General features: G+C 65.7%; 16 protein-coding genes. 7 read left to right on the top strand and 9 right to left on the bottom strand.

The genetic code is table 11. The features are described from left to right. Positions 1-9 precede the first annotated feature (9 nt). A complete protein-coding gene (locus AB7290_RS18185) occupies positions 10-1,362 on the bottom strand; it encodes an Nramp family divalent metal transporter (RefSeq protein ID WP_085399863.1) in 1,353 nt (450 codons plus the stop codon). A 167-nt stretch (positions 1,363-1,529) separates the two neighbouring features. On the opposite strand from AB7290_RS18185, the gene AB7290_RS18180 reads away from it, so the two are divergent. Continuing rightward, positions 1,530-2,774: an MFS transporter gene (locus AB7290_RS18180; RefSeq protein ID WP_085399864.1), complete on the top strand. Its 1,245-nt coding sequence runs from the start codon at positions 1,530-1,532 to the stop codon at positions 2,772-2,774. Positions 2,775-2,782: 8 nt separating this feature from the next. Here AB7290_RS18180 and pdxR read toward each other — a convergent pair whose 3' ends face one another. Beyond that, complete coding sequence (pdxR, locus tag AB7290_RS18175; protein ID WP_161495785.1) at positions 2,783-4,255, bottom strand: MocR-like pyridoxine biosynthesis transcription factor PdxR; 1,473 nt, start codon at positions 4,253-4,255, stop codon at positions 2,783-2,785. Positions 4,256-4,417: 162 nt separating this feature from the next. Between pdxR and AB7290_RS18170 the strand changes: the two genes are divergently transcribed. Then, on the top strand, positions 4,418-4,981 hold the full coding sequence (locus AB7290_RS18170; protein WP_063982847.1) for a pyridoxamine 5'-phosphate oxidase family protein: 564 nt from the start codon (positions 4,418-4,420) through the stop codon (positions 4,979-4,981). On the opposite strand, the gene AB7290_RS18165 is transcribed toward AB7290_RS18170, so the two are convergent. After that, positions 4,978-6,237, bottom strand: a complete 1,260-nt coding sequence (locus AB7290_RS18165; protein WP_085399866.1) for an adenylate/guanylate cyclase domain-containing protein — start codon at positions 6,235-6,237, stop codon at positions 4,978-4,980. The genes AB7290_RS18170 and AB7290_RS18165 overlap by 4 nt on opposite strands. Positions 6,238-6,412: 175 nt before the next feature. Between AB7290_RS18165 and AB7290_RS18160 the strand changes: the two genes are divergently transcribed. Both AB7290_RS18160 and AB7290_RS18155 read left to right on the top strand, forming a co-directional pair. Next, positions 6,413-7,570: an MFS transporter gene (locus AB7290_RS18160; protein WP_085399886.1), complete on the top strand. Its 1,158-nt coding sequence runs from the start codon at positions 6,413-6,415 to the stop codon at positions 7,568-7,570. Positions 7,571-7,601: 31 nt separating this feature from the next. Beyond that, the gene (locus AB7290_RS18155; RefSeq protein WP_071913207.1) at positions 7,602-7,793 is read left to right on the top strand and encodes a hypothetical protein; all 192 of its coding nucleotides are present in this window, start codon (positions 7,602-7,604) and stop codon (positions 7,791-7,793) included. Here AB7290_RS18155 and AB7290_RS18150 read toward each other — a convergent pair. From AB7290_RS18150 to dmeF, 3 genes are all read right to left on the bottom strand, one after another. Further along, a complete protein-coding gene (locus AB7290_RS18150; RefSeq protein WP_085399887.1) occupies positions 7,790-8,668 on the bottom strand; it encodes a DMT family transporter in 879 nt (292 codons plus the stop codon). The genes AB7290_RS18155 and AB7290_RS18150 overlap by 4 nt on opposite strands. An 82-nt stretch (positions 8,669-8,750) precedes the next feature. Next, on the bottom strand, positions 8,751-9,584 hold the full coding sequence (locus tag AB7290_RS18145; RefSeq protein ID WP_085399867.1) for an N-acyl homoserine lactonase family protein: 834 nt from the start codon (positions 9,582-9,584) through the stop codon (positions 8,751-8,753). An 86-nt stretch (positions 9,585-9,670) separates the two neighbouring features. Continuing rightward, entirely contained in the window at positions 9,671-10,645 is a 975-nt protein-coding gene (dmeF, locus tag AB7290_RS18140) for a CDF family Co(II)/Ni(II) efflux transporter DmeF (protein WP_085399868.1), read from the bottom strand. Positions 10,646-10,839: 194 nt separating this feature from the next. Between dmeF and AB7290_RS18135 the strand changes: the two genes are divergently transcribed. Both AB7290_RS18135 and chrA read left to right on the top strand, forming a co-directional pair. Continuing rightward, positions 10,840-11,658 carry a chromate resistance protein ChrB domain-containing protein gene (locus AB7290_RS18135; protein WP_085399869.1) on the top strand — a complete coding sequence of 273 codons (819 nt, stop codon included), beginning with the start codon at positions 10,840-10,842 and terminating at the stop codon, positions 11,656-11,658. Beyond that, on the top strand, positions 11,658-13,043 hold the full coding sequence (gene chrA / locus AB7290_RS18130; RefSeq protein WP_085399870.1) for a chromate efflux transporter: 1,386 nt from the start codon (positions 11,658-11,660) through the stop codon (positions 13,041-13,043). Before AB7290_RS18135 ends, chrA begins: the two co-directional genes overlap by 1 nt. Here the strand turns inward: chrA and AB7290_RS18125 are convergent. Beyond that, positions 13,040-14,665, bottom strand: coding sequence for a hypothetical protein (locus AB7290_RS18125; protein ID WP_144030670.1), 1,626 nt, complete (start codon positions 14,663-14,665; stop codon positions 13,040-13,042). The two genes, chrA and AB7290_RS18125, sit on opposite strands and share 4 nt — an antisense overlap. 356 nt (positions 14,666-15,021) lie before the next feature. On the opposite strand from AB7290_RS18125, the gene AB7290_RS18120 reads away from it, so the two are divergent. Continuing rightward, positions 15,022-15,753: an outer membrane protein gene (locus tag AB7290_RS18120; protein WP_085399888.1), complete on the top strand. Its 732-nt coding sequence runs from the start codon at positions 15,022-15,024 to the stop codon at positions 15,751-15,753. A 2-nt stretch (positions 15,754-15,755) separates the two neighbouring features. Here the strand turns inward: AB7290_RS18120 and AB7290_RS18115 are convergent, their stop codons facing one another. Beyond that, positions 15,756-17,300: a GMC family oxidoreductase gene (locus AB7290_RS18115; protein WP_085399872.1), complete on the bottom strand. Its 1,545-nt coding sequence runs from the start codon at positions 17,298-17,300 to the stop codon at positions 15,756-15,758. Positions 17,301-17,304: 4 nt separating this feature from the next. Beyond that, complete coding sequence (locus tag AB7290_RS18110; RefSeq protein ID WP_085399873.1) at positions 17,305-18,855, bottom strand: ABC transporter substrate-binding protein; 1,551 nt, start codon at positions 18,853-18,855, stop codon at positions 17,305-17,307. Positions 18,856-19,073: the final 218 nt, after the last annotated feature.

Raw genomic sequence — 19,073 nt, 5'->3', positions numbered from 1 at the left:
GGCGAACACTCACCCGAACAGTGTATCCACCAACAACTTCACGTTCAAAACCACGATCACGCCCGCGACGATCCACGCGAGCGCGGCGACTGACGTGGGTATCGCGAACTTCCCCATCTTGCGCCGATCCGAAACGAAGCGGACCAGCGGGATGACGGCGAAGGGCAGCTGCATCGACAGCACGACCTGGCTGAACACCAGCAGATCGGCCGTGCCGCGCTCGCCATAGATCGCGGTGACGACGATCACCGGAACGATGGCGATGCCGCGCGTCAGCAATCGCCGCGCCCAGCTCGGCAGGCGCAGGTCGAGAAACCCCTCCATCACGATCTGGCCGGCGAGCGTCGCCGTCACCGTCGAGTTCAGGCCCGAGGCGAGCAGCGCAATCGCAAACAGCGTCGAGGCGATACCGAGGCCGAGCAGCGGCGACAACAGCTCGAAGGCCTGGCCGATTTCGGCGACGTCGGAATGGCCGCTCTTGTGGAAGGTCGCGGCTGCCACGACGAGGATCGCGGCATTGATGAACAGTGCCAGCATCAGGGCGATGGTCGAATCCGTCGTCGCCCATTTGATCGCCTCGCGCCGGCCGGTGTCGTTGCGCTCATAGGCGCGCGTCTGCACGATCGAGGAGTGCAGGTAGAGATTATGCGGCATCACGGTCGCGCCGATGATGCCGATCGCGATGTAGAGCATTTCCGGATTGGTGAAGATCTCGGTCTTCGGCATGAAGCCGTGCAGGACTTCCGCCATCGGCGGCGCCGCGGCCACGATCTGGACCAGGAAGCAGACCGCGATCACGACAAGCATCGCGATGACGAACGCTTCGAGGAAGCGAAAGCCGCGGTTCATCAGGAGCAGCAGCAGGAACGCATCGAGCGCGGCAAGCAGCGCGCCGCCGATCAGGGGAATGCCGAACAGCAGTTTGAGCGCAATCGCTGTGCCGATGACTTCGGCGAGATCGCAGGCGATGATCGCCGCCTCGCAGGCGAGCCAGAGCAGGAAGTTCACCGCCGGCGAATAGGTCGCGCGGCAGGCCTGCGCGAGGTCGCGGTCGGTGACGATGCCGAGCCGCGCCGCCAGCGACTGGAGCAGGATCGCCATCAAATTCGAGAGCAGGATGACCGAAAGCAGCGTGTAGCCGAACTTCGACCCGCCGGCGAGGTCGGTCGCCCAGTTGCCGGGGTCCATGTAGCCGACCGAGACCAGGTAGCCGGGGCCGACAAAGGCGAGCAATCGCCGCCACCACACCCCTGCCGTGGGGATGGCGATCGTGGCGTTCACCTCGGCGAGGCTCTTGGTAGCCGGCGCATCAGTGCGCCAGCCGGCGGCATCTTGGGTCAAATCGGGTGAGCGGGCATCCATAGCGGCAGAATACCGAAGTCGAAGCTTATTGCAACTCATTTGCAACTGCATCTAGCCGCATGAGTTCCCGGCGCGGCGGTTATTCGCCACCCTGTCGGGAAGCGGGTGGGTTTGGCCGTCCTCGGGAGCGGATACTGGCGCCAACTCGACTTTGCAGGAAATGCGCCATGTCAAATCCGCTTCGCCTCCCTGACACTTTCAACCGCCTCGCCTGGTCCAACCTGGCGGCGCAATCGGCCGAGCAGATCGCGCTGGCCGCGGCCCCCATCGTCGCCGTGCTCACGCTGGGTGTTGCGGAAGGCCAGACCGGCCTGCTCCAGACCGCCCTCACCCTGCCCTTCGTCCTGTTCGCCATTCCGGCCGGCCTGCTCGCCGACCGCATCTCCCGCCGCTCGCTGATGGCGGGTGCCGAAGCGCTGCGCGCGGTCGCGCTGGCGGCCATCGTGCTGCTGCTCACACTTGGCGCGCTCAATTTGCCGCTGCTGGCTCTGCTCGGCTTTGCCGCCGTATGCGGCACGGTCGTCTACAGCGTGGCAGCGCCGGCCCTGGTGCCCTCGCTGGTGAGCGCGGAGCTGTTGCCGTCGGCAAATGCCCGCATCGAGCTCGCCCGCACCATCGCCTTTGCAAGCGGGCCTGCGGTCGGCGGCGCACTGGTCGGCTGGTGGGGCGCGAGCCCGGCCTTCGGCTTTGCCGCGGCGCTCTCGGCCATCGCCGTCGTGCTGCTCTCCGGCATCTACGAGCCCACCCGGACGCCCTCGCCGCGGCGCCATCCGTTCCAGGACATCCGCGAGGGCGCGGCCTTCGTGTTCCACCATCCACTGCTGCGGCCGGTGTTCATCACCCAGTTCATCTTCAACACCGGCTGGTTCCTCCAGATCGCCGTGTTCGTGCCCTATGCCGTGCGCCATCTCGGCCTGACGGCCGCAGGCGTCGGCACCGTGCTGACGATGTACGGCGTCGGCATGGTGATCGGTGCGTTGTTCGCCACGCGCGTGATGAAGCGCATCGCCTTCGGCACGGTGGTCGGCCTTGGCCCGGTCACGGGTTTCGTCGCCGCTATAGTGATGGCGCTGACGGTGCTGGTCCCCTCGCCCTGGCTCGCGGCCTTGAGCTTCTTCCTGCTCGGCGTCGGGCCGATCCTGTGGGTGATTTCGACCACGACCCTGCGGCAGTCCGTGACGCCGCCGCGCCTGCTCGGACGCGTCTCCGCCATCAACATCATGAGCTACGGCGCCCGCCCGCTCGGCTCGGCGCTGGGCGCGATCGTCGGCGGCTTCTGGAGCGCGGAGGCCTGCCTGTATCTCGCCGCCGCCGTGTTCGGCGTTCAGGCGCTGGTGATCTGGCTCTCTCCCGCCGTGGCGCTGGATCGGCAGCCGGCCATGGTGGGGGACGAAGTGCCGGCGCGGTGCTAGTCCGGTACTCAATCAGCGGCGATGGCCCGCGCCAATCGGGCAACCGCCGGCGCAATGGTCTGCTGCGGGTAGCCGCTAAAGCCCAGCATCAGCGCCGACTGCGCCGGCGCCTCGATATAGTGGCGGCTCATCGCGCGAACGGTGACGCCGTGGTCGCGAGCGGCCCGTTCGATCTTCACGTCGGAAAGTCCCCGTCGCGTGTAGGCAACCAGGTGCATTCCCTGGTCCGGCGGCTCGACCGACAAATGGTCGCCCAGGCGCCGCCTCAGTGCCGCAACGAGGGTATCGCGCTGGCGGCGGTACACTTCCCGCATTCTGCGGATGTGGGTTGCGAAATGCCCCTCTTCCATGAAGGCCGCGGCAACGGACTGGCAGAGGCTCGACGGTTGACGGTCGATCAGATAGCGCGCGGCAACGAAATTCCGCACCAGCGGGTGTGGCAGCACGGCGTAGCCAAGCCGCAGTCCGGGGAAGAGCGCCTTGTTGAGAGTTCCGACGTAAATGACACGGCCGGCCTCATCCAGGCCCTGAAGCGAAGCGAGCGGACGGCCGCCGTAGCGGAATTCGCTGGCGTAATCGTCCTCGATGATCCAGGCGCCGGACTCGCGGGCCCAGGCGAGAAGTTCGAGGCGGCGCGCCATCGAGAGGGGAACGCCTGTCGGAAACTGGTGCGAGGCCGTTATGAAAACTGCGCGCGCCTTCGGGGCGCGGCGGATCCCTTCCGTGACGTTGACGCCGTGCTGGTCAACCGGGATGGCGCAAACCTTCGCGCCTGACGCAGTGAGCGTAAGACGGGTCAGGGTATAGCCGGGGTCTTCGATCCAGACCTCCTTGTCCGGCCCGGGCATGACACGTGCGACGATGTCCACGGCTTGCTGCGTGCCGGCGGTGATCACGATCTGGTCGACCTCGCAGCGCACGCCGCGTGCGGCCCGAAGATAGTCGCAAACCGACTTGCGCAGCTCCAGCAAGCCACGCGGATCGCCATAGCCGAGATGATGTCGCTCAAACGATCGCAGCGTGCGCGCGGTGAGTTTGCGCCACAATTCGGCGCTACGTGCATCCAACAGCGTGCGCCCCAGGTTGAAGGGACGCTCGTCATTCTGCGTCGTCACATCGACGAAATCGCCGAGGCCGTGAAAGGAGGCCACGCCTGCCGCGGCCGGTGCCGCCCGCGTCTTGCGGCCATGAGGCGCGGCAAACGGTTCAGGCAGATCGGACGCAACGTAGGTCCCCGCCCCCTTCCTGCCGAAGGCATAACCTTCGGCCAGCAGCTGCTCGAAAGCCGAAACAACTGCGGTACGCGAGACGCCGAGCTGCGCCGCAAGGTCGCGCGTCGAGGGCAACTTGGCCGCCGGACGAAGCGCTCCGGACAGAATTGCCGATCGTAGCTCGAGGTAGATTTGGCGGAATACCGGCGCCTCCGCCGTACGGTCGACGCTGAAGGAATAGAGTTCTGCCCAGCCCTGCCTGCTCTTCACGGGTCCTCGTCCGACAGGGTGAGCCGCACGTCGAGAAGTGGTATGCCGCAATGGGACCAAGTGGACCTTTGCTCAAGACCACTATTTTTCTATCCTGTTTCGGATAACAAGGAAACCTGAAATGTCCGCTCATTCGGATGGCGGCGCGGAGCGTCTTGCACCATGAGTTCACCGCAAATCCGTCGCGAGGACCGCGCCATGTCGCAGGAGCGGATCCTGGAGATGCTGGCACGCGGATATGCTGGCCATCTTGCGACAGTCAGCGAGGACGGCTTTCCCTACTGTATCCCGCTCCTCTATCTCTGGCTCGACGGTGAGGTGTATCTGCACACGACAGCCGCCCGGGGACATCTGCGCGCAAACATCGAGCGAGATCCCCGCGTCTGCATCGAGATCGATGAGCACGAAGGTGTCTTCGACTATGGCCGGTTCGAATGCGATTCCGGTCTCGCCTATCGAAGCATATGCCTGTTCGGCCGCATCAGGGTCGTGGGCGACACGGGCATCAAGCAGCGGTTCTGCGAAACGTTGATGGCCAAATACGGCAAGCCGGATACGACGCGACCGAAGGGGTTCTTCCCGCGGCTCGACATCATCACCGTCTACGCCGTCGCCATTGAGCGCATGACCGGCAAGGAGACTTCGATGCCGCCGCTTTCCGAACAATGGCCCGCCAAGGATCGAACGAAAACGCCCAATGTCTCGGCCCCTGCGATCCGCCGCTAATTCGCCAGATACCGCTCGTAGCTCCCGGTCATCGGCTCGCTCGTATCGACCTCGGGATCGAGCGTGTAGAGGTCCTGCGCGCGGCCGATGCCGCGCAGCGCGTAGCGTCCGGTGGAGACGAGGTAGCGACGGCCGGTGGCGTCCAGGCCCTTGTAGAACTCGGCCGAGGCCAGCAGCTCGCGGTCGACCGAGCGGCTCATCGAGGCGATGCGACTGACCTCGTTGACGGTGGGGCCGACGACGGTGAAGTCGAGCCGGTCCGCGCTGCCGATATTGCCGTAAAAGACCTCGCCGACATGCAGGCCGATATAGGCCGACGTCGTGGGACGGCCATCGGCCTCCCGCCGCTTGTTCAGCGCAGCGACGTTCTTGCGGAACAGATGCTCGGCGCGTAGCGCAGCGCGCCGCGCGTCCGACATGTCCTCCCCCCAGAACATCGCGAGCACGCCATCGCCGATCAGCTTCAGGACGTCGCCGCCGGCATCGTGGATCGCGTCGATCACGGCCTGGGCATAGTCGTTGAGGAACGGGATGATCTCGTCGGGGCCGATGCTCTCGCTGATCCCGGTCGAGCCGCGCAAATCCGAATACCACAGCACGGCATTGATGCGCTCGGTGACGCCGCGTGTGATGCGCCCGCCCAGCACCTGCGCGGAGGCATCGCGGCCGAGATAGACGCGGCCGAGGGTTCGCGCGATGTCGACCTGCTGCGCCGACTTGATCGCGAGCCCCAGCACCGGCACGAGATCGCGCAGAGCTTCGAGCTCGGGTTCGGAGAAGCCGCTGTCGCGGCGCGTGGTCCAGCAGGAATAGAGGCAATCCATCAGGCCGAGCGCGCCGTTCTCGCCGAAGCGATGCACGAAGGCGAGATAGTGCTTGTGGCCTTTTTCCGCGAGCTCGCCGATCTGTGAGAAATCCATTGAGGGCGCATCGGCGAGATCAATCACCATCTCGTCGTTGCCGTGCTCGAGCATGTGGAAGAACACCGAGCGGCGCCAGCTCTTGGCCGCGTCGCCCTCGGCAGTCGAGCCGTATTCGAATGCGTCGCTCTCGTTGCTGGGACGGTCGCTCCAGCGGAAGCCGCGGCCCTCATAGATCGGATGCAGCGTGTCGATCACGACGAGCCCGCGCGAGAGTTCCAGCCCTTCGGCGCGGCAGCGCTCGCAGAAGCCGCGGAGCAGCTCGTTTTCGGGCAAGCCCGTCAGCCCTTGGCCGGTCAGCCAGTTCATCAGCGCGAGGCGCGAGGTCAATTGCATGCGCCATTATGGCGTGCATTCGTGACGAGCGAAAGGCCACGCGCGAACCGTGCGCAACCAAGGCTCCCGTCCGCAGCAGATCGAATATGTCGCGGACGCTGTTGACGCACTCTCGCCGCGGGCCGCAAATGCAACCGATGACACCGCCGCACACCGAGACCAGAATCGCACCGAGATGAGCCAGCGCCAGCTTCCGATCATCCTGGCGCTCGGCACCACGCAGACCCTGGCCTGGGCTTCCAGCTACTACCTGCCGGCGCTGCTCGCCGATCCCATGGCGCGCGACCTCGGCGTCTCCTCCAACTGGATCTTTGGCGCGTTCTCGGCCTCGCTCGTGATCTCGGCGATGCTCGGCCCTCGCATCGGGCGGCAGATCGATCTGTTCGGAGGCCGGCAGGTGCTGTCGGTCTCGAACCTGACGATGGCCGCCGGTCTCGTCCTGCTCGGCCTCTCGCACTCATTGGCGGTGATGGCGTTCGCCTGGCTCGTGCTCGGCATCGGCATGGCGATGGGGCTGTACGATGCCGCCTTCGCCGCGCTCAGCCGTATCTACGGCACCGAGGCGCGCAGGCCTATCACCGGCATCACGCTGATGGCAGGCTTCGCCTCCACCGTCGGCTGGCCCCTCACCGCCTGGGGCCTGTCCCATATCGGCTGGCGCGAGACCTGTTTCGCCTGGGCGGCCGCCAACATCCTGATCGGCCTGCCCCTGAACTTCTTCATGCTGCCGGCGATCAAGGGCGCCAGGCAGGCCGCGGCGACGGCCGAGAAGCCGCATTTGCCGCTCGACCGAACCATGGTGCTGCTCGCCTTCGTGTTCGCGGCGGTCTGGACCGTCACCGGCGCAATGGCCGTCCATTTCCCGCGCCTGCTGGAGGCCACAGGTGCGACGCATGTCGAGGCCATCGCGGCCGGCGCGCTGATCGGCCCGGCACAGGTGGCCGCGCGCATTCTCGAAGCGGGCTTCCTGAGCCGCTTCCATCCGCTGTGGTCGACGCGCCTTGCCTGCGTCACCCACCCGCTCGGCGCCGCAATCCTCGCCATCTTCGGCGCCCCCGCCGCAAGCGCGTTTGCACTGCTCCACGGCTCAGGCAACGGCATTCTCACGATCGCGCGCGGCACGCTGCCGCTGTCGATCTTCGGGCCGAAAGATTTCGGCTACCGCCTCGGCATCATCGGCGCGCCGGCACGGATGGCGCAAGCGGTGGCGCCGCTGGCCTTCGGCCTGCTCATCGACGTCATGGGCGCCAAGGTGCTGATCGTCTCCTCCGCGCTCAGCCTCTCGGCGCTGGCCGCGCTGTTCCTGATCCGCGCCGAACGGCGCCCGGATTGACCGCGCAGCCCCTTTCGCGCACAAGCGGGCCATGAGCGAAGACAACAGCCCGCCCCGCACCTTCAAAGGCCTGCTGCGCTGGGCAACCACGCCGCCACAGGCCTGGGGCGTCTATCTCCTCGCCATCATCCTGGTCTGGCTGCTCTCGTTCTACGCCGGCACGCTCAAGCCGAAGAAGACACCGGACGCCAGCCCGCCCCCGGTCACGGCACCGCGCAACTAGGCCGGCTTCGCCTGGCTGGTCGCGATCCAGATGCCGGCGAACACAGCAACCAGCCCGATCAGAAGGTTTGCCGTGATCGGCTCGCCGATGAGCAGCGCCGCCAGCAAGGTCGCGGCAATCGGATTGACCGTCATGGTATTGGCAACGCGGGTCGGCGTCGCCCGCGCCAGCGCCATCACCCAGAGGATGAAGGCGAGCGCGCCGCCGCCGATGCCGAGATAGATGCCGGCAATCCACTGCCCCGTCGTGAAGTGATCGAGCGCCGCAAAGCTACCCTTCACGAACCCCGCCAGCACCAGCACGGCGGCGCCCGCGCCCATGCCGACGGTGAGAAAGCCAAGCGCGCTGGAGCGCTGCATCAGCGGGCGCGACAGCACGTTGTAGAACGCCATGCAGAATACGGCACCGGTCATGATCAACTCGCCGCGCCAGGCGCCGGGCGGGCTCTGGGCGAGCCCCGCGGCCAGCGCAGCTGCCACACCGAGCACGGCGATGCCGACGCCGACGATCTTGCGCGCTGTCAGACGCTCGACGCCGAGGATTGCACCGACCACCATGGTGTGGAGCGGCAGCGTCGCCAGCGCGAGACTGGCGCGCGCGGCGGTCGTGTAGGACACCGCGATATTGTAGAGGATGAAGAACAGGCCGAAGAAGCAGATGCCGAGCAGCGCCACCGCCGGCCAGTCGGGCCGCTGCGGCCAGCGCACGCCAAGCAGGAGCGCACACGGCAGGAGGCAGAGAAAGCCGATCCCCCAGCGCAGGATCGCCAGCAGAACCGGATCGGCGCCGCCGACGAGATAGCGGGTGATCGCCGCGGCGGTGCCGCCGAGGCTGCTCGACGCCAGCGCGATCGCGACCCCGGCCCACTCTCCCACGCTCGTCTCCTGTTGCGGAGCCTTTCGCGGGCCGTAGCACGCTGCTGCTGCCAACGCCATGGCAGCAGCCTCGGCGCAAACGCTAGTCGTAAAACTCAGGCGCCATCTTCTGGCTGTCGCGCTGGGCCTTGTCGTGGTTGATCCAGAGCTGCGCCTTCTCCTTGGTCAGCGTGTCGGCGATCTTCTGCATCGACGCCGCGCTCTGGTCCTTGTTGGCGTTCATGCTGGGGACGCGGCGGTTATCCCAATTGTCCTTGAAGTGGACGGCGTCGCCCGACAGCACCACCGCGCCGGTTTTCGGCAGTTTCACCAGCAGCGACTGGTGTCCCGGCGTGTGGCCGGGCGTCGACAGGATGGTCACGCTGCCGTCGCCGAACACGTCCTTGTCACCCGCGAGCAACTCGACCGGGTGCGAGGGCTTGAAGCGCGGTTCGTTGTTGGCGCCGGGCCAGTCATATTCGGCCTTCTGCACGTAGAGCATGGCCTGCGGGAACAGCTCGACATTGCCGGTGTGGTCCGGATGCGTATGCGACACCGCCATCGCCTTGACGTCATCCGGCTTAAGGCCGAGCTGTTCGAGCTGGGCGGCCAACGTCTTCGGCCGGCGCCAGGTGACGGCCTTGGGATCGGCGGGGACAAGGCCATTCGGCATGGCGGCGACAGCATCGGCGATGCCGGTGTCCCACAGGAACCAGCCCTTGCTGCTGTGCTTGATGAGATAGCAGCTGTCGACGAAATCCATCGACTCGCCCTCGTTCAGGCCGGGCGTCCAGCGCGAGATGTCCCCGGCGGTGCCCTCCCCGCAATTGAGGACGTAGAGCTTTTCGACGCCCGATTTCTCGGACTGCGCGACGGCCGCGTGGCCGGACAGAGCCAGCGCGGCGACGGCGAGAGCAAACTTGATCCTGGGCATCATCCTTGGTTCCTCTTGCGGCGCCCTGTATGGCTGCGACCGAGGATCAACCCCGGCCGCGCCGCCGAATTCCGTTTCGGCAGATCACATCAATGCGGGCAGGTCTCGACCTCGACCGTGACGTGGCTCAGGCCCTTCAGCCCGGCGAGCCGCTTCTTGTAGACGGCCGGCTGCTTCGGCTTGTCCGACACCACCGAGACCAGCACGGCGCAATGGCCGGGCCCGACCTGCCAGAGATGCAGGTCGGTGACGCGGTCCTCTCCGACCTCCATGCGGGCGCGGATGGTGCGTTCGAGCTTCTCGTCGGCGCGCACGTCGAGCAGCACCGCGCCTGAGGACTTGACCAGGCCGAACGCCCAGCTCGCGATCACGGCGCTGCCGATCAGGCCGACGGCCGGATCGGCCCAGACCCATCCCGAATACATCGCGACCACCAGCGCTGCGATCGCCAGCACCGAGGTCGCCGCATCGGCCATGACGTGGACGTAGGCCGCACGAAGATTGTTGTCGTGATGATGGTGGTGATGACCGTGATCGTCGTGATCATCATGCGCATGCCCAAGGCCGTAGTCATGGCCGTGGTCATGGCCGTGATGATGGTGATCATGGCTGTCGCGCAGCAGCCACGCGCTGGCGAGGTTGACGCAGAGGCCGAGGGCGGCGACCGCGATGGCCTCGCCATAGACGATCGGCACCGGCGTGAACAGCCGCAGCACGCTCTCATAGGCGATCTCGACCGCGATCAGGCCCAGGATGATCGCGCTGGAGAAGGCGGCGAGGTCGCCGAACTTGCCCGTGCCGAAGGTGAAATGCGCATTCCCCAGGTGCCGGCGCGCGAAACGGTAGGCGAAAGCAGCAATGCCAAGCGCGGCCGCATGCGTGCCCATGTGCCAGCCGTCGGCAAGCAGCGCCATCGAGCCGAACAGCGAGCCGGCGACGATCTCGCCGACCATCATCACCAGCGTCAGGACGACCACGAGCCAGGTGCGCCGCTCGTTCTCATCGTGCTTCTCGCCCAGAAAGACGTGGTCATGGGTCCATTGCTCGGTCGAATGAGAATGCATCGAAAAGTCTCCGAAAGGTCCGGTCCGTTGACCCGCAATATAGACCTGCGGAATGTCCGGGCAAAATCAAGTCAACGAGCCGATTGACAGCCCGGCGCGGTTTCGTTGTAATGACGCTCATGGGGATTGAGCGATCTCCCCACGAGGCGACAAGCCCAAGTATCGCGTCCCGTTTGTCTTTACGAGGGCGCATCATGTCTTCCTACACAACGATATCTGCTGACAAATTGGCACGGCTGATCGGCACGGCGAACGCCCCTGCCCTGATCGACGTGCGCACGGACGAGGATTTCGCCGCCGACCGGCGGCTGATTCCCGGTTCGATCAAGCTCAGCCACGAGAATGTTCCGGACTGGGGCGGCGACTTCGCGGGCCGTTCCGCGATCGTCTCGTGCTTCCGGGGCGAAAAGCTCGCGCAGGGCACGGCGGCCTGGCTTCGCCAGCTCGGCGTGGCGGCCGAGACGCTGGAGGGGGGGTTCGAGGGCTGGAAGGCGGCAAAGCTGCCGCTGCTCGACACCCGCAAGCTGCCGCCACGCGACGCGAAGGGACGCACCGTCTGGGTGACGCGGGCCCGGCCGAAGGTCGATCGCATCGCCTGCCCCTGGCTGATCCGCCGCTTCGTCGATCCCAACGCGGTGTTCCTGTATGTCGCGCCGTCCGAGGTCGTCGCCGTGGGCGAGCGTTTCAACGCGGCGCCCTTCGACATCGAGAACGTGTTCTGGAGTCACCGCGGCGAGCTCTGCACCTTCGACGTGATGATCGAGGAATTCGGAATTGCCACGCCACCGCTGCTGCGGCTCGCCACGCTGGTGCGCGGCGCCGACACCGCGCGGCCCGACCTCGCGCCGGAAGCGCCCGGCCTGCTCGCGGCCTCGCTCGGGCTGTCGCGGATGTACGACGACGATCTTGAACAGCTCGAAGCCGGCATGACGCTCTACGATGCCTTCTACCGCTGGTGCCGCGACGCGACGGCCGAGACCCACAACTGGCCGACTAACAAGGTGAAGGCGTGATGGACATCCGCGCCAATCAAACGGGGGCTGATGCCGGTCACGGCATCAGCTTCGGTGAAGCCTTCCGCGTCTGGCTCCGCGTCGCCTGCCTGAGCTTTGGCGGCCCCGCGGGCCAGATCGCGGTGATGCATCGCATCTTGGTCGAGGAGAAGAACTGGATCTCCGAAGGCCGATTCCTGCATGCGCTGAACTACTGCATGCTCCTGCCCGGACCGGAGGCGCAGCAGCTGGCTACCTATGTCGGCTGGCTGATGCATCGCACCGCCGGCGGCCTGATGGCGGGCGGGCTCTTCATCCTGCCCGGCATCATCGCGATCATGGGCCTGAGCTACATCTACGCCGCCTACGGCAATGTCAGCTTCGTCGAGGCGCTGTTCTTCGGGCTGAAGGCGGCCGTGCTGACCATTGTCCTCGAAGCCGTGGTGCGCGTCGGCAAGCGCGCGCTGAAGAACCGCATCATGATTGCACTCGCCGCAATCGCCTTCGTCGCGATCTTCTTCTTCGCGGTCCCCTTCCCGATCATCATCATCGCCGCCGGCGTGATCGGATATGTCGGCGCGCGGGCCGGCCGGCCCGAGTTTGCCCCGGCGGCTCACGGCCCCGGCGGCAGCACCGCCGTGATCGACAGCATGCTCGGCGAAGCCGTTCCCGAGCATGTGCGCCCCAATACCGCGCGCGCGATCCGCGTCGGTGCGCTATGGCTCGCGCTCTGGCTGGTGCCGGTGATCGCGCTGCTTTTGATTCTTGGTCAAGCCAGCGTGTTCAGCCAGATCGCGCTGTTCTTCTCGAAGATGGCGCTGGTCACGTTCGGCGGCGCTTATGCGGTGCTGGCGTATGTTGCGCAGCAGGCGGTCGAGCATTATCACTGGCTGAAGCCGCACGAGATGCTCGACGGTCTCGGCATGGCCGAGACCACGCCAGGCCCGTTGATCATGGTGCTTCAGTTCGTTGGCTTCATGGCCGCCTATCGCGATCCAAGCGGCCTGTCGCCGATGCTTGCAGCGACGCTCGGCGGATTGCTTGCGACCTGGGTCACGTTCACCCCCTGCTTCCTCTGGATCTTCGTCGGCGCCCCCTACATCGAGCGCCTGCGCGGCAACAGGGGCCTCGCCGGCGCACTCGGCGCGATCACCGCCGCCGTCGTCGGCGTGATCCTCAACCTCTCGATCTGGTTCGCGCTGCACACGCTGTTCCGCGAGACCGTGCCGGTGCACGCCTTCCCGCTGTCCTTCGACAGGCCGGTGCTGACGAGCGTTGACGTCCCGGCGCTGCTGCTGTCGATCGCGGCCGCGACCGCGATCTTCCGCTTCAAGCTCGGCATGCTCACCGTGCTCGCCGGCAGCTGCGCCGCGGGCGTGGTGCTAAGGCTGGTGGGCCTGATCTAGGCCGCGGCAGCCGCACGACCGGGGTCGAACTCTCCGTCGCGCGGCTCGAGCAGGCGCGACGGTTGCTCCGCGCCCGGCTGCGCCGAGGGACGCTGCGCGGCATCGCAGGTGCCGCGCCACTGCTCGATCAGATCGAGATTCGAATTGGTGCGGAGCGAGTCCTCCAGCGCCGGCATCGCGCTGGCGCCATCGGCCCCCTGCAAAATCCGATCGAACTCCTCGGACCTTCCCTGGAGTCGCGCCTGCCACGAAGCCCACAGCAGCGAGCTCGCCGTGCGGATACCGTGCGTGCGTAGCTTTTCGCGTGCGCTGCCTCCTTCCTTCGGCTTGGGCTGCGGCCCAAGCTGCGTGTAGAGGATGGCCTGGTCGGTCCAGTCGATGATCCGCTCCGGCGGAAGGCGCGTGTTGAGCAGGAGCTCGACGATGTCGGCAGTCGCCATATTCGGGACGTTCTCGATGTCCTCCTCCTCGAGCCTGACCTCGTGCCAGACGGTGAGACCATCGAGATCGCTGATCGGCAATTGCGAGACCATGCTCGGCAAGATGAGGCCCGCCGCCTTCTTGAACATCTGCTCCACGACCTGCCAGAGCACGCGCGGGAATACGCCGAAGACGAAGCCGGCGAGCAGAAGCAGATGGTCGTTCGCGCTAGACACAGCCGTGAAGGTCCAGATCCCGATGACGGCCAGAATGATGCGCAGCGACACCGCGACATAGGCGCTGCCACCGAGATCCTCCAGGACGTAGCGGCGAAACAGCATCTGGAGCGAGAAGAAATAGGCGCCGAGGAACGCGAGCTGGACCGGCGTGCCCGACGGCGTCAGCGCCTGCACGCCCGGACTCACGGTGAAGACAACGTCGGCCTGATACGGCGGCAGCGTGACAAACCAGCCGAGCGAAATCAGCACCGTGGCGAGCAAGACCGGGACCGTCGCAGTCGAGAGTGTCGTCACGCCGCCGGTATCCGCCCTTGAATATTTGCCGAGACGGCCGCTCAGCACATCCGCATAGACGTTCGGCGCAAGCTCGCCATAGATGGCTTCGAACTTCTGAAGATACCCCTGAACGCGACGTCCCCGGATCGCCGCATCCTCGTTCCGCACCTGGCGCAACAGCCCCAGACGATCGAGATTGACCAGGTATTCGTTCAGCAGGCTCGCCTTGCGCGTTCCGACGAAGAGATACCACATTGCGCCGGGCAGCAGGCACACCACGGCCAGGAACACGCCGCGCAGCACCGTGTACTGGTAGAATTTGCCGAGCGAGGCAACAATGGCCACGATCGACACCAGCACCAGCATGAAGAATATGAAGAGCCCCGCACGTGTGGACGCCTTGCTCTCTCTCAGCCATCGCTGCCCGATCGGCATCAGCAAGATCGTCGGGATGACGACAGCGGCGAACACCACGATCGGGATGATCACCTGGCGTGAGTCCCAGATGAAATTGCGGAGCGGCTCCACGCTGAGGACCACGATGAAAACGCCGCCAAGAAATGGAATCACCTCGAAGAACGATTCCAGCCGTTTGGCGAATCCGGATGCGGGCGCCGGAGCTTCAGAATCTGCAAGGTCCGCCTGAGCCGACTCGTCGGCGGGCACGGGTTTTGGAGTGTCGCTCATTGCCAGACCTCCCTTCATTGCGGGAACAGCGTCTGAAAATGCGAACCGCCAGCGCTTATCGGGCATGGCGTAATTTGAGCCGAACTCCGGCCATGGTGCTGGGTCAGCCAGCACTGTCGAATGCTAGCACGACCCCGCTGTGACCGCTGTGAAGTGGTTCACCTTCGATGGCACCAGGTAAAATCAGCATCGACGTCAACGAGCCGTCATGCTCGCCGCGTGCATCGGATCCGAGCGTGACATTTGCGCCACGGCTCTACCCCAAATTGTGCACATCATGCGAATTGCACTTTCCCGAGCAGCGGCATTTCTGGCAGACATGTGCCAAGTTGTCGCAGGCGGGAATGGGGACTGACATGGGGCGTTTCGCGGTCGCTTGGGTGGGCGGGCTTTTGGCATTGGGATTTTCCAGCGCGGCCTTGGCGGCTGATCTGGCGGTGAAGGCACCTCCCCTCGCGCCCATCCCCTTCACCTGGACCGGTTGCTATGTCGGCGCACACGTCGGCGGTGTCGTCAGCGACGACCGGACCACCAACTCGCTTGGAAACTCTGTCTCCTTCAGTTCAACAGGCTTCGTTGGGGGCGGACAGGTCGGCTGCGACTATCAATTTGCGACCAGATGGGTCGTGGGTGCCGAAGGCCGTGCGGCCTGGAGCAGCCTCCGCAACTCGCACGCCGGCACCGTCAGAAACCTCGTGACCGGCGTCGTCGTCCCCAGCCAGTTCACGATGAGCAACGACTTCCTGGCCTCGGCCACCGCGCGGCTCGGCTACGCGTTCGCTGATCGCTGGCTGGTGTTCGTCCGAGGCGGCGGCGCCTGGACGCGTGAAAAGCTTGACGAGGCCTTCACGCCCGCTGGTGGCGTCCCCGTCAATCCCAGCGGAGCCAGCACCCGAACCGGCTGGACCGCCGGCACCGGCGTCGACTGGGCGTTCGCACCGCATTGGTCCGCGGTTTTCGAATACGACTATTACGACTTCGGCGACCACAGCGCGTTCCTGAGCAATGGGGCCGGCACGACCGTCAACATCTTCAGCCTGAAGGATCGCATTCACGCCGTGACCGCAGGCGTGAACTATCACTTCTAGCGCTAACGCATCATCATCCGTGCAATCGCCTCGCCGATCACCACCGTCGTGAAGTGGGTGTTGGCGCGGCAGTCGGACGGCATGATCGAGGCGTCCGCGACGCGTAGGCCCGAGATACCCTTCACGGTGCCGTCGGGGTTGACCACGCCATCGGGGTCGTTGGCCCCACTCATGCGGCAACTGCCGGCGGCATGCTGGATGTCTCCGGTCTCTCGCCGCAGCAGCGCATCGAGCTCGTGATCCGGCAAGGCCGCAGCTTGCGGAAGCGTCAGATCGGTGTCGGTCAGCCTGATCCAATCGGCAATGCCTGAAAGCGCCGGCTGCGAGGTGATCACGGCCAGCCGTTTCACCGCGTCCATCATGCGCAGCATGTCGCGGGGATCGGCGAGCATGTTCTCCTCGACGATGGGATCGATCGCCGGATCGGTCGAAGCCAGCTTGAGCGTGCCGCGCGAATAGGCGTTGAACAGGCCGGCGCCGATCGCTCCGGGCACGCCGATGCCGCGGTGGTTGAACGCGATCAGGATCATGTCGCGCTTGCCGCCATCGGCGAGGCCGGAGGAATAGGTCACGCAGCAATTGGTGTGGCGGGTGTCCGGATCGGTCGGCCGCAGGTTTTCGTGGAGCTGGATCGTGGCGCGAAACAGCGGGTGGTCGAAGAAGTGGCGGCCGACCGGCAGATCGCGCTCGACCGCGATCCCGATCGCCTTCAGCTCATCCGCCGGTCCGATGCCTGAACGCAGCAGGATCGCCGGACTGTGGATGGCGCCGGCGCACAGCACGATCTGGCGCGCGCTGATCTCGTGGGTGCCCTGCCCTTCGATGTGAACCCGAAGGCCGGTCGCCCGGCCGTCGCTGATCAGCACGCGATCGACCAGCGCGTGCCCGCGAATCTCGAGATTGGCACGGCCGCGCGCCGGCTCGAGATAGCCCTCGTTGGTCGTGATGCGGCGGCTGTCGCGGCTGTTGATGGGATAGCAGGCGACGCCCTCGCCATCAGGACCGTTGAGGTCGGCGCACCAGGGATAGCCGCTCGCCAGCGCCGCATCGCGCAGGCCGCGATCGATCGGACCCCACTTCTCGGGCCGAGCGCGATAGACCGGCAGCGGTCCGCCGCTTCCATGGCCCGGGGCGTCACCAAATTCCAAATCATCCTCGATCACCGAGAACAGTGGCATCACGTCCTTGGCCGACCAGCCGGTGCAGCCATCGGCGGCCCATTCGTCGAACGCGTCAGCGACGCCGCGGATGGCAATCTGGCCGTTCATCATCGATGAGCCGCCAAGCCCCTTGCCGCGCCAATAGAAGCGCGGCTCCTGCCCGGCCACCCGGCGCGTCAGAAGATCGGGCCACTGCCATTTCTCCTGGTACTCGCGCTTGTGGATGATCGGGATGGGATTTGGCGTCATCACCTCCCAGGGCGCCTCGTCGGCGCGCCAGTCCAGCCCCGCCTCGAGCAGCAGGACACGCCGTGCGGGATCCTCGGAAAGCCGTGCCGCAACAGCGGCGCCGGCAGAGCCGCCGCCGACAACAATGACATCGTACATCGCGTTACTTCTCAACGTTCCAGAACACCGGGATGGCGGACGGTATCAGACCACGCAGGGTGGCGCGATAGGCCGCCGGCTGCGCAAACTGGCCCCACGGGATCGCGGGCGCCTGATCGTACATGACGCTCTGAATCTCGCCGGCGATTTTCTTGCGGTCCTCCTCGGCAGGTGCCTTGGCGAAGGCTTCCATCAGCGGCGTGATGCGCGCATCGCATTGCCAGCCGGTGAAGTCGGCGCAGTTGAAGGCGACCATGACGTTGGTCAGCGGCGAGCCCAGGTCAAAACCGCCGGCGTGGACGCCATAGACGCTCCAGCCTTCTTTCTTGGCGCGGCGCGCCAGCACGCTCGCCCAGTCCATCACCTGGAGATCGACGTTGAACCCGGCCTGCTTCAGCCGCTCGGCCAGCACCTGCGCCGAGACGCGCGGGGCTTCGAGGTCGTTGGCTTCCATGACGACCACGGGCTCGCCGGCATATTTGGTCGCCTTCAACGCGGCTTTCGCGGCTTCAATCGACGTCTTCGCGGCCGCTTCCGTGCCCGCCTTGCTCTCATAGGTGGTGCCGCAGGTGAAGAACGTCGCGCAGGGAGCCGCGTATTTGGCATCGAGCCCGAGCGCATCCAGCACCTCGCGCTGGTCGACCAGCTTCCACAGCACGCGGCGAATTTCCGGATCATCAAACGGCTTCGATGCGGCGTTGAGACGATAGGCGCCGGCGAACATGTTGCCGCCGGTGAAATTGACCAGCTTGACGCGGGAATTCTTTTCCAGCTGCGGCAACAGATCGAACGGCGCATATTGCATGAAGTCGACCTCGCCCGCCTGCAGCGCAGACGCGGCGGTCGCACCATCCGGGATGACGCGGATCTCGAGCGTGTCGATGCCGACGCGCTTGCCGCCGGCGAGGAAATCGGCGGGCTCGGGGCGCGGCACATAGTCGGCGAATTTCTTCAGGATCATGCGATCGCCGGTGCGGTGATCGGCCTTGCTGTAGACGAACGGGCCGGAACCGATGATCTCCGTGATGCGCTGGTCGCCGGGTGTTTTCGCGATGCGCTCGGGCATCATGAAAGCGACCGGGCTGACGGGATTGCCGAGCGCATCGATCACGAGGCCGGACGGCTCCTTCAGCGTCAGCACGAAGGTTTTCGCATCCGTCGGCTCGAGCGAGGCCGTGACCGCGAAGATGCGACGGCCGAGCGCGCTGCGGGTGCCCCAGCGGCGCAGCGACGCCACGCAATCGGCCGCCGTGACCGGCTGGCCGTCATGCCATTTCAGGCCGTCGCGCAGCGTGAACGTATAGGTCAATCCGTCGGATGAGACTTTCCAGTCCTGCACCATCTGCGGCTTGATGTCGCCCTTGGAGTCTTTCGCAAAGAGCGTGTCGAACACCATGTAGCCAAACGTGCGCGAAATGTAGGCCGTGGAAAAATGCGGATCGAGCGTGACGATCTCCGCCTCGAGCACCGCAACGAGATTGCCCGCCGCATGCGCGGGCGCCGCGACCAGCGCGAGGCCGAACAGCGCCGGAATGAAAGCCTTCAGTTTGAACATTGTGCCTTTTGCTTCTTCTTGAGAGTTCATTTGCAGGCAAAGAAAAAGCAATGTTCGTGCCCGATCAACGCAGGCACTTATGCGCTCACGCCTATCTGCCAAGCGTTTGCGCCACACTCGCTGTCATCGCCCGCGAAGGCGGGCGATCCAGTATTCCAGAGAGGGGCGTGATGAAACCGAGAAGCCGCGGCGTACTGGATGCCCCGTTCAAGCCGGGG

This window comes from Bradyrhizobium sp. 613_E4_N2_2, assembly GCF_052075995.1.
Lineage (GTDB): Bacteria > Pseudomonadota > Alphaproteobacteria > Rhizobiales > Xanthobacteraceae > Bradyrhizobium > Bradyrhizobium barranii.
The sequence above is the reverse complement of the archived record's forward strand: the minus strand, read 5'-3'. Positions and strand labels throughout refer to the sequence as shown.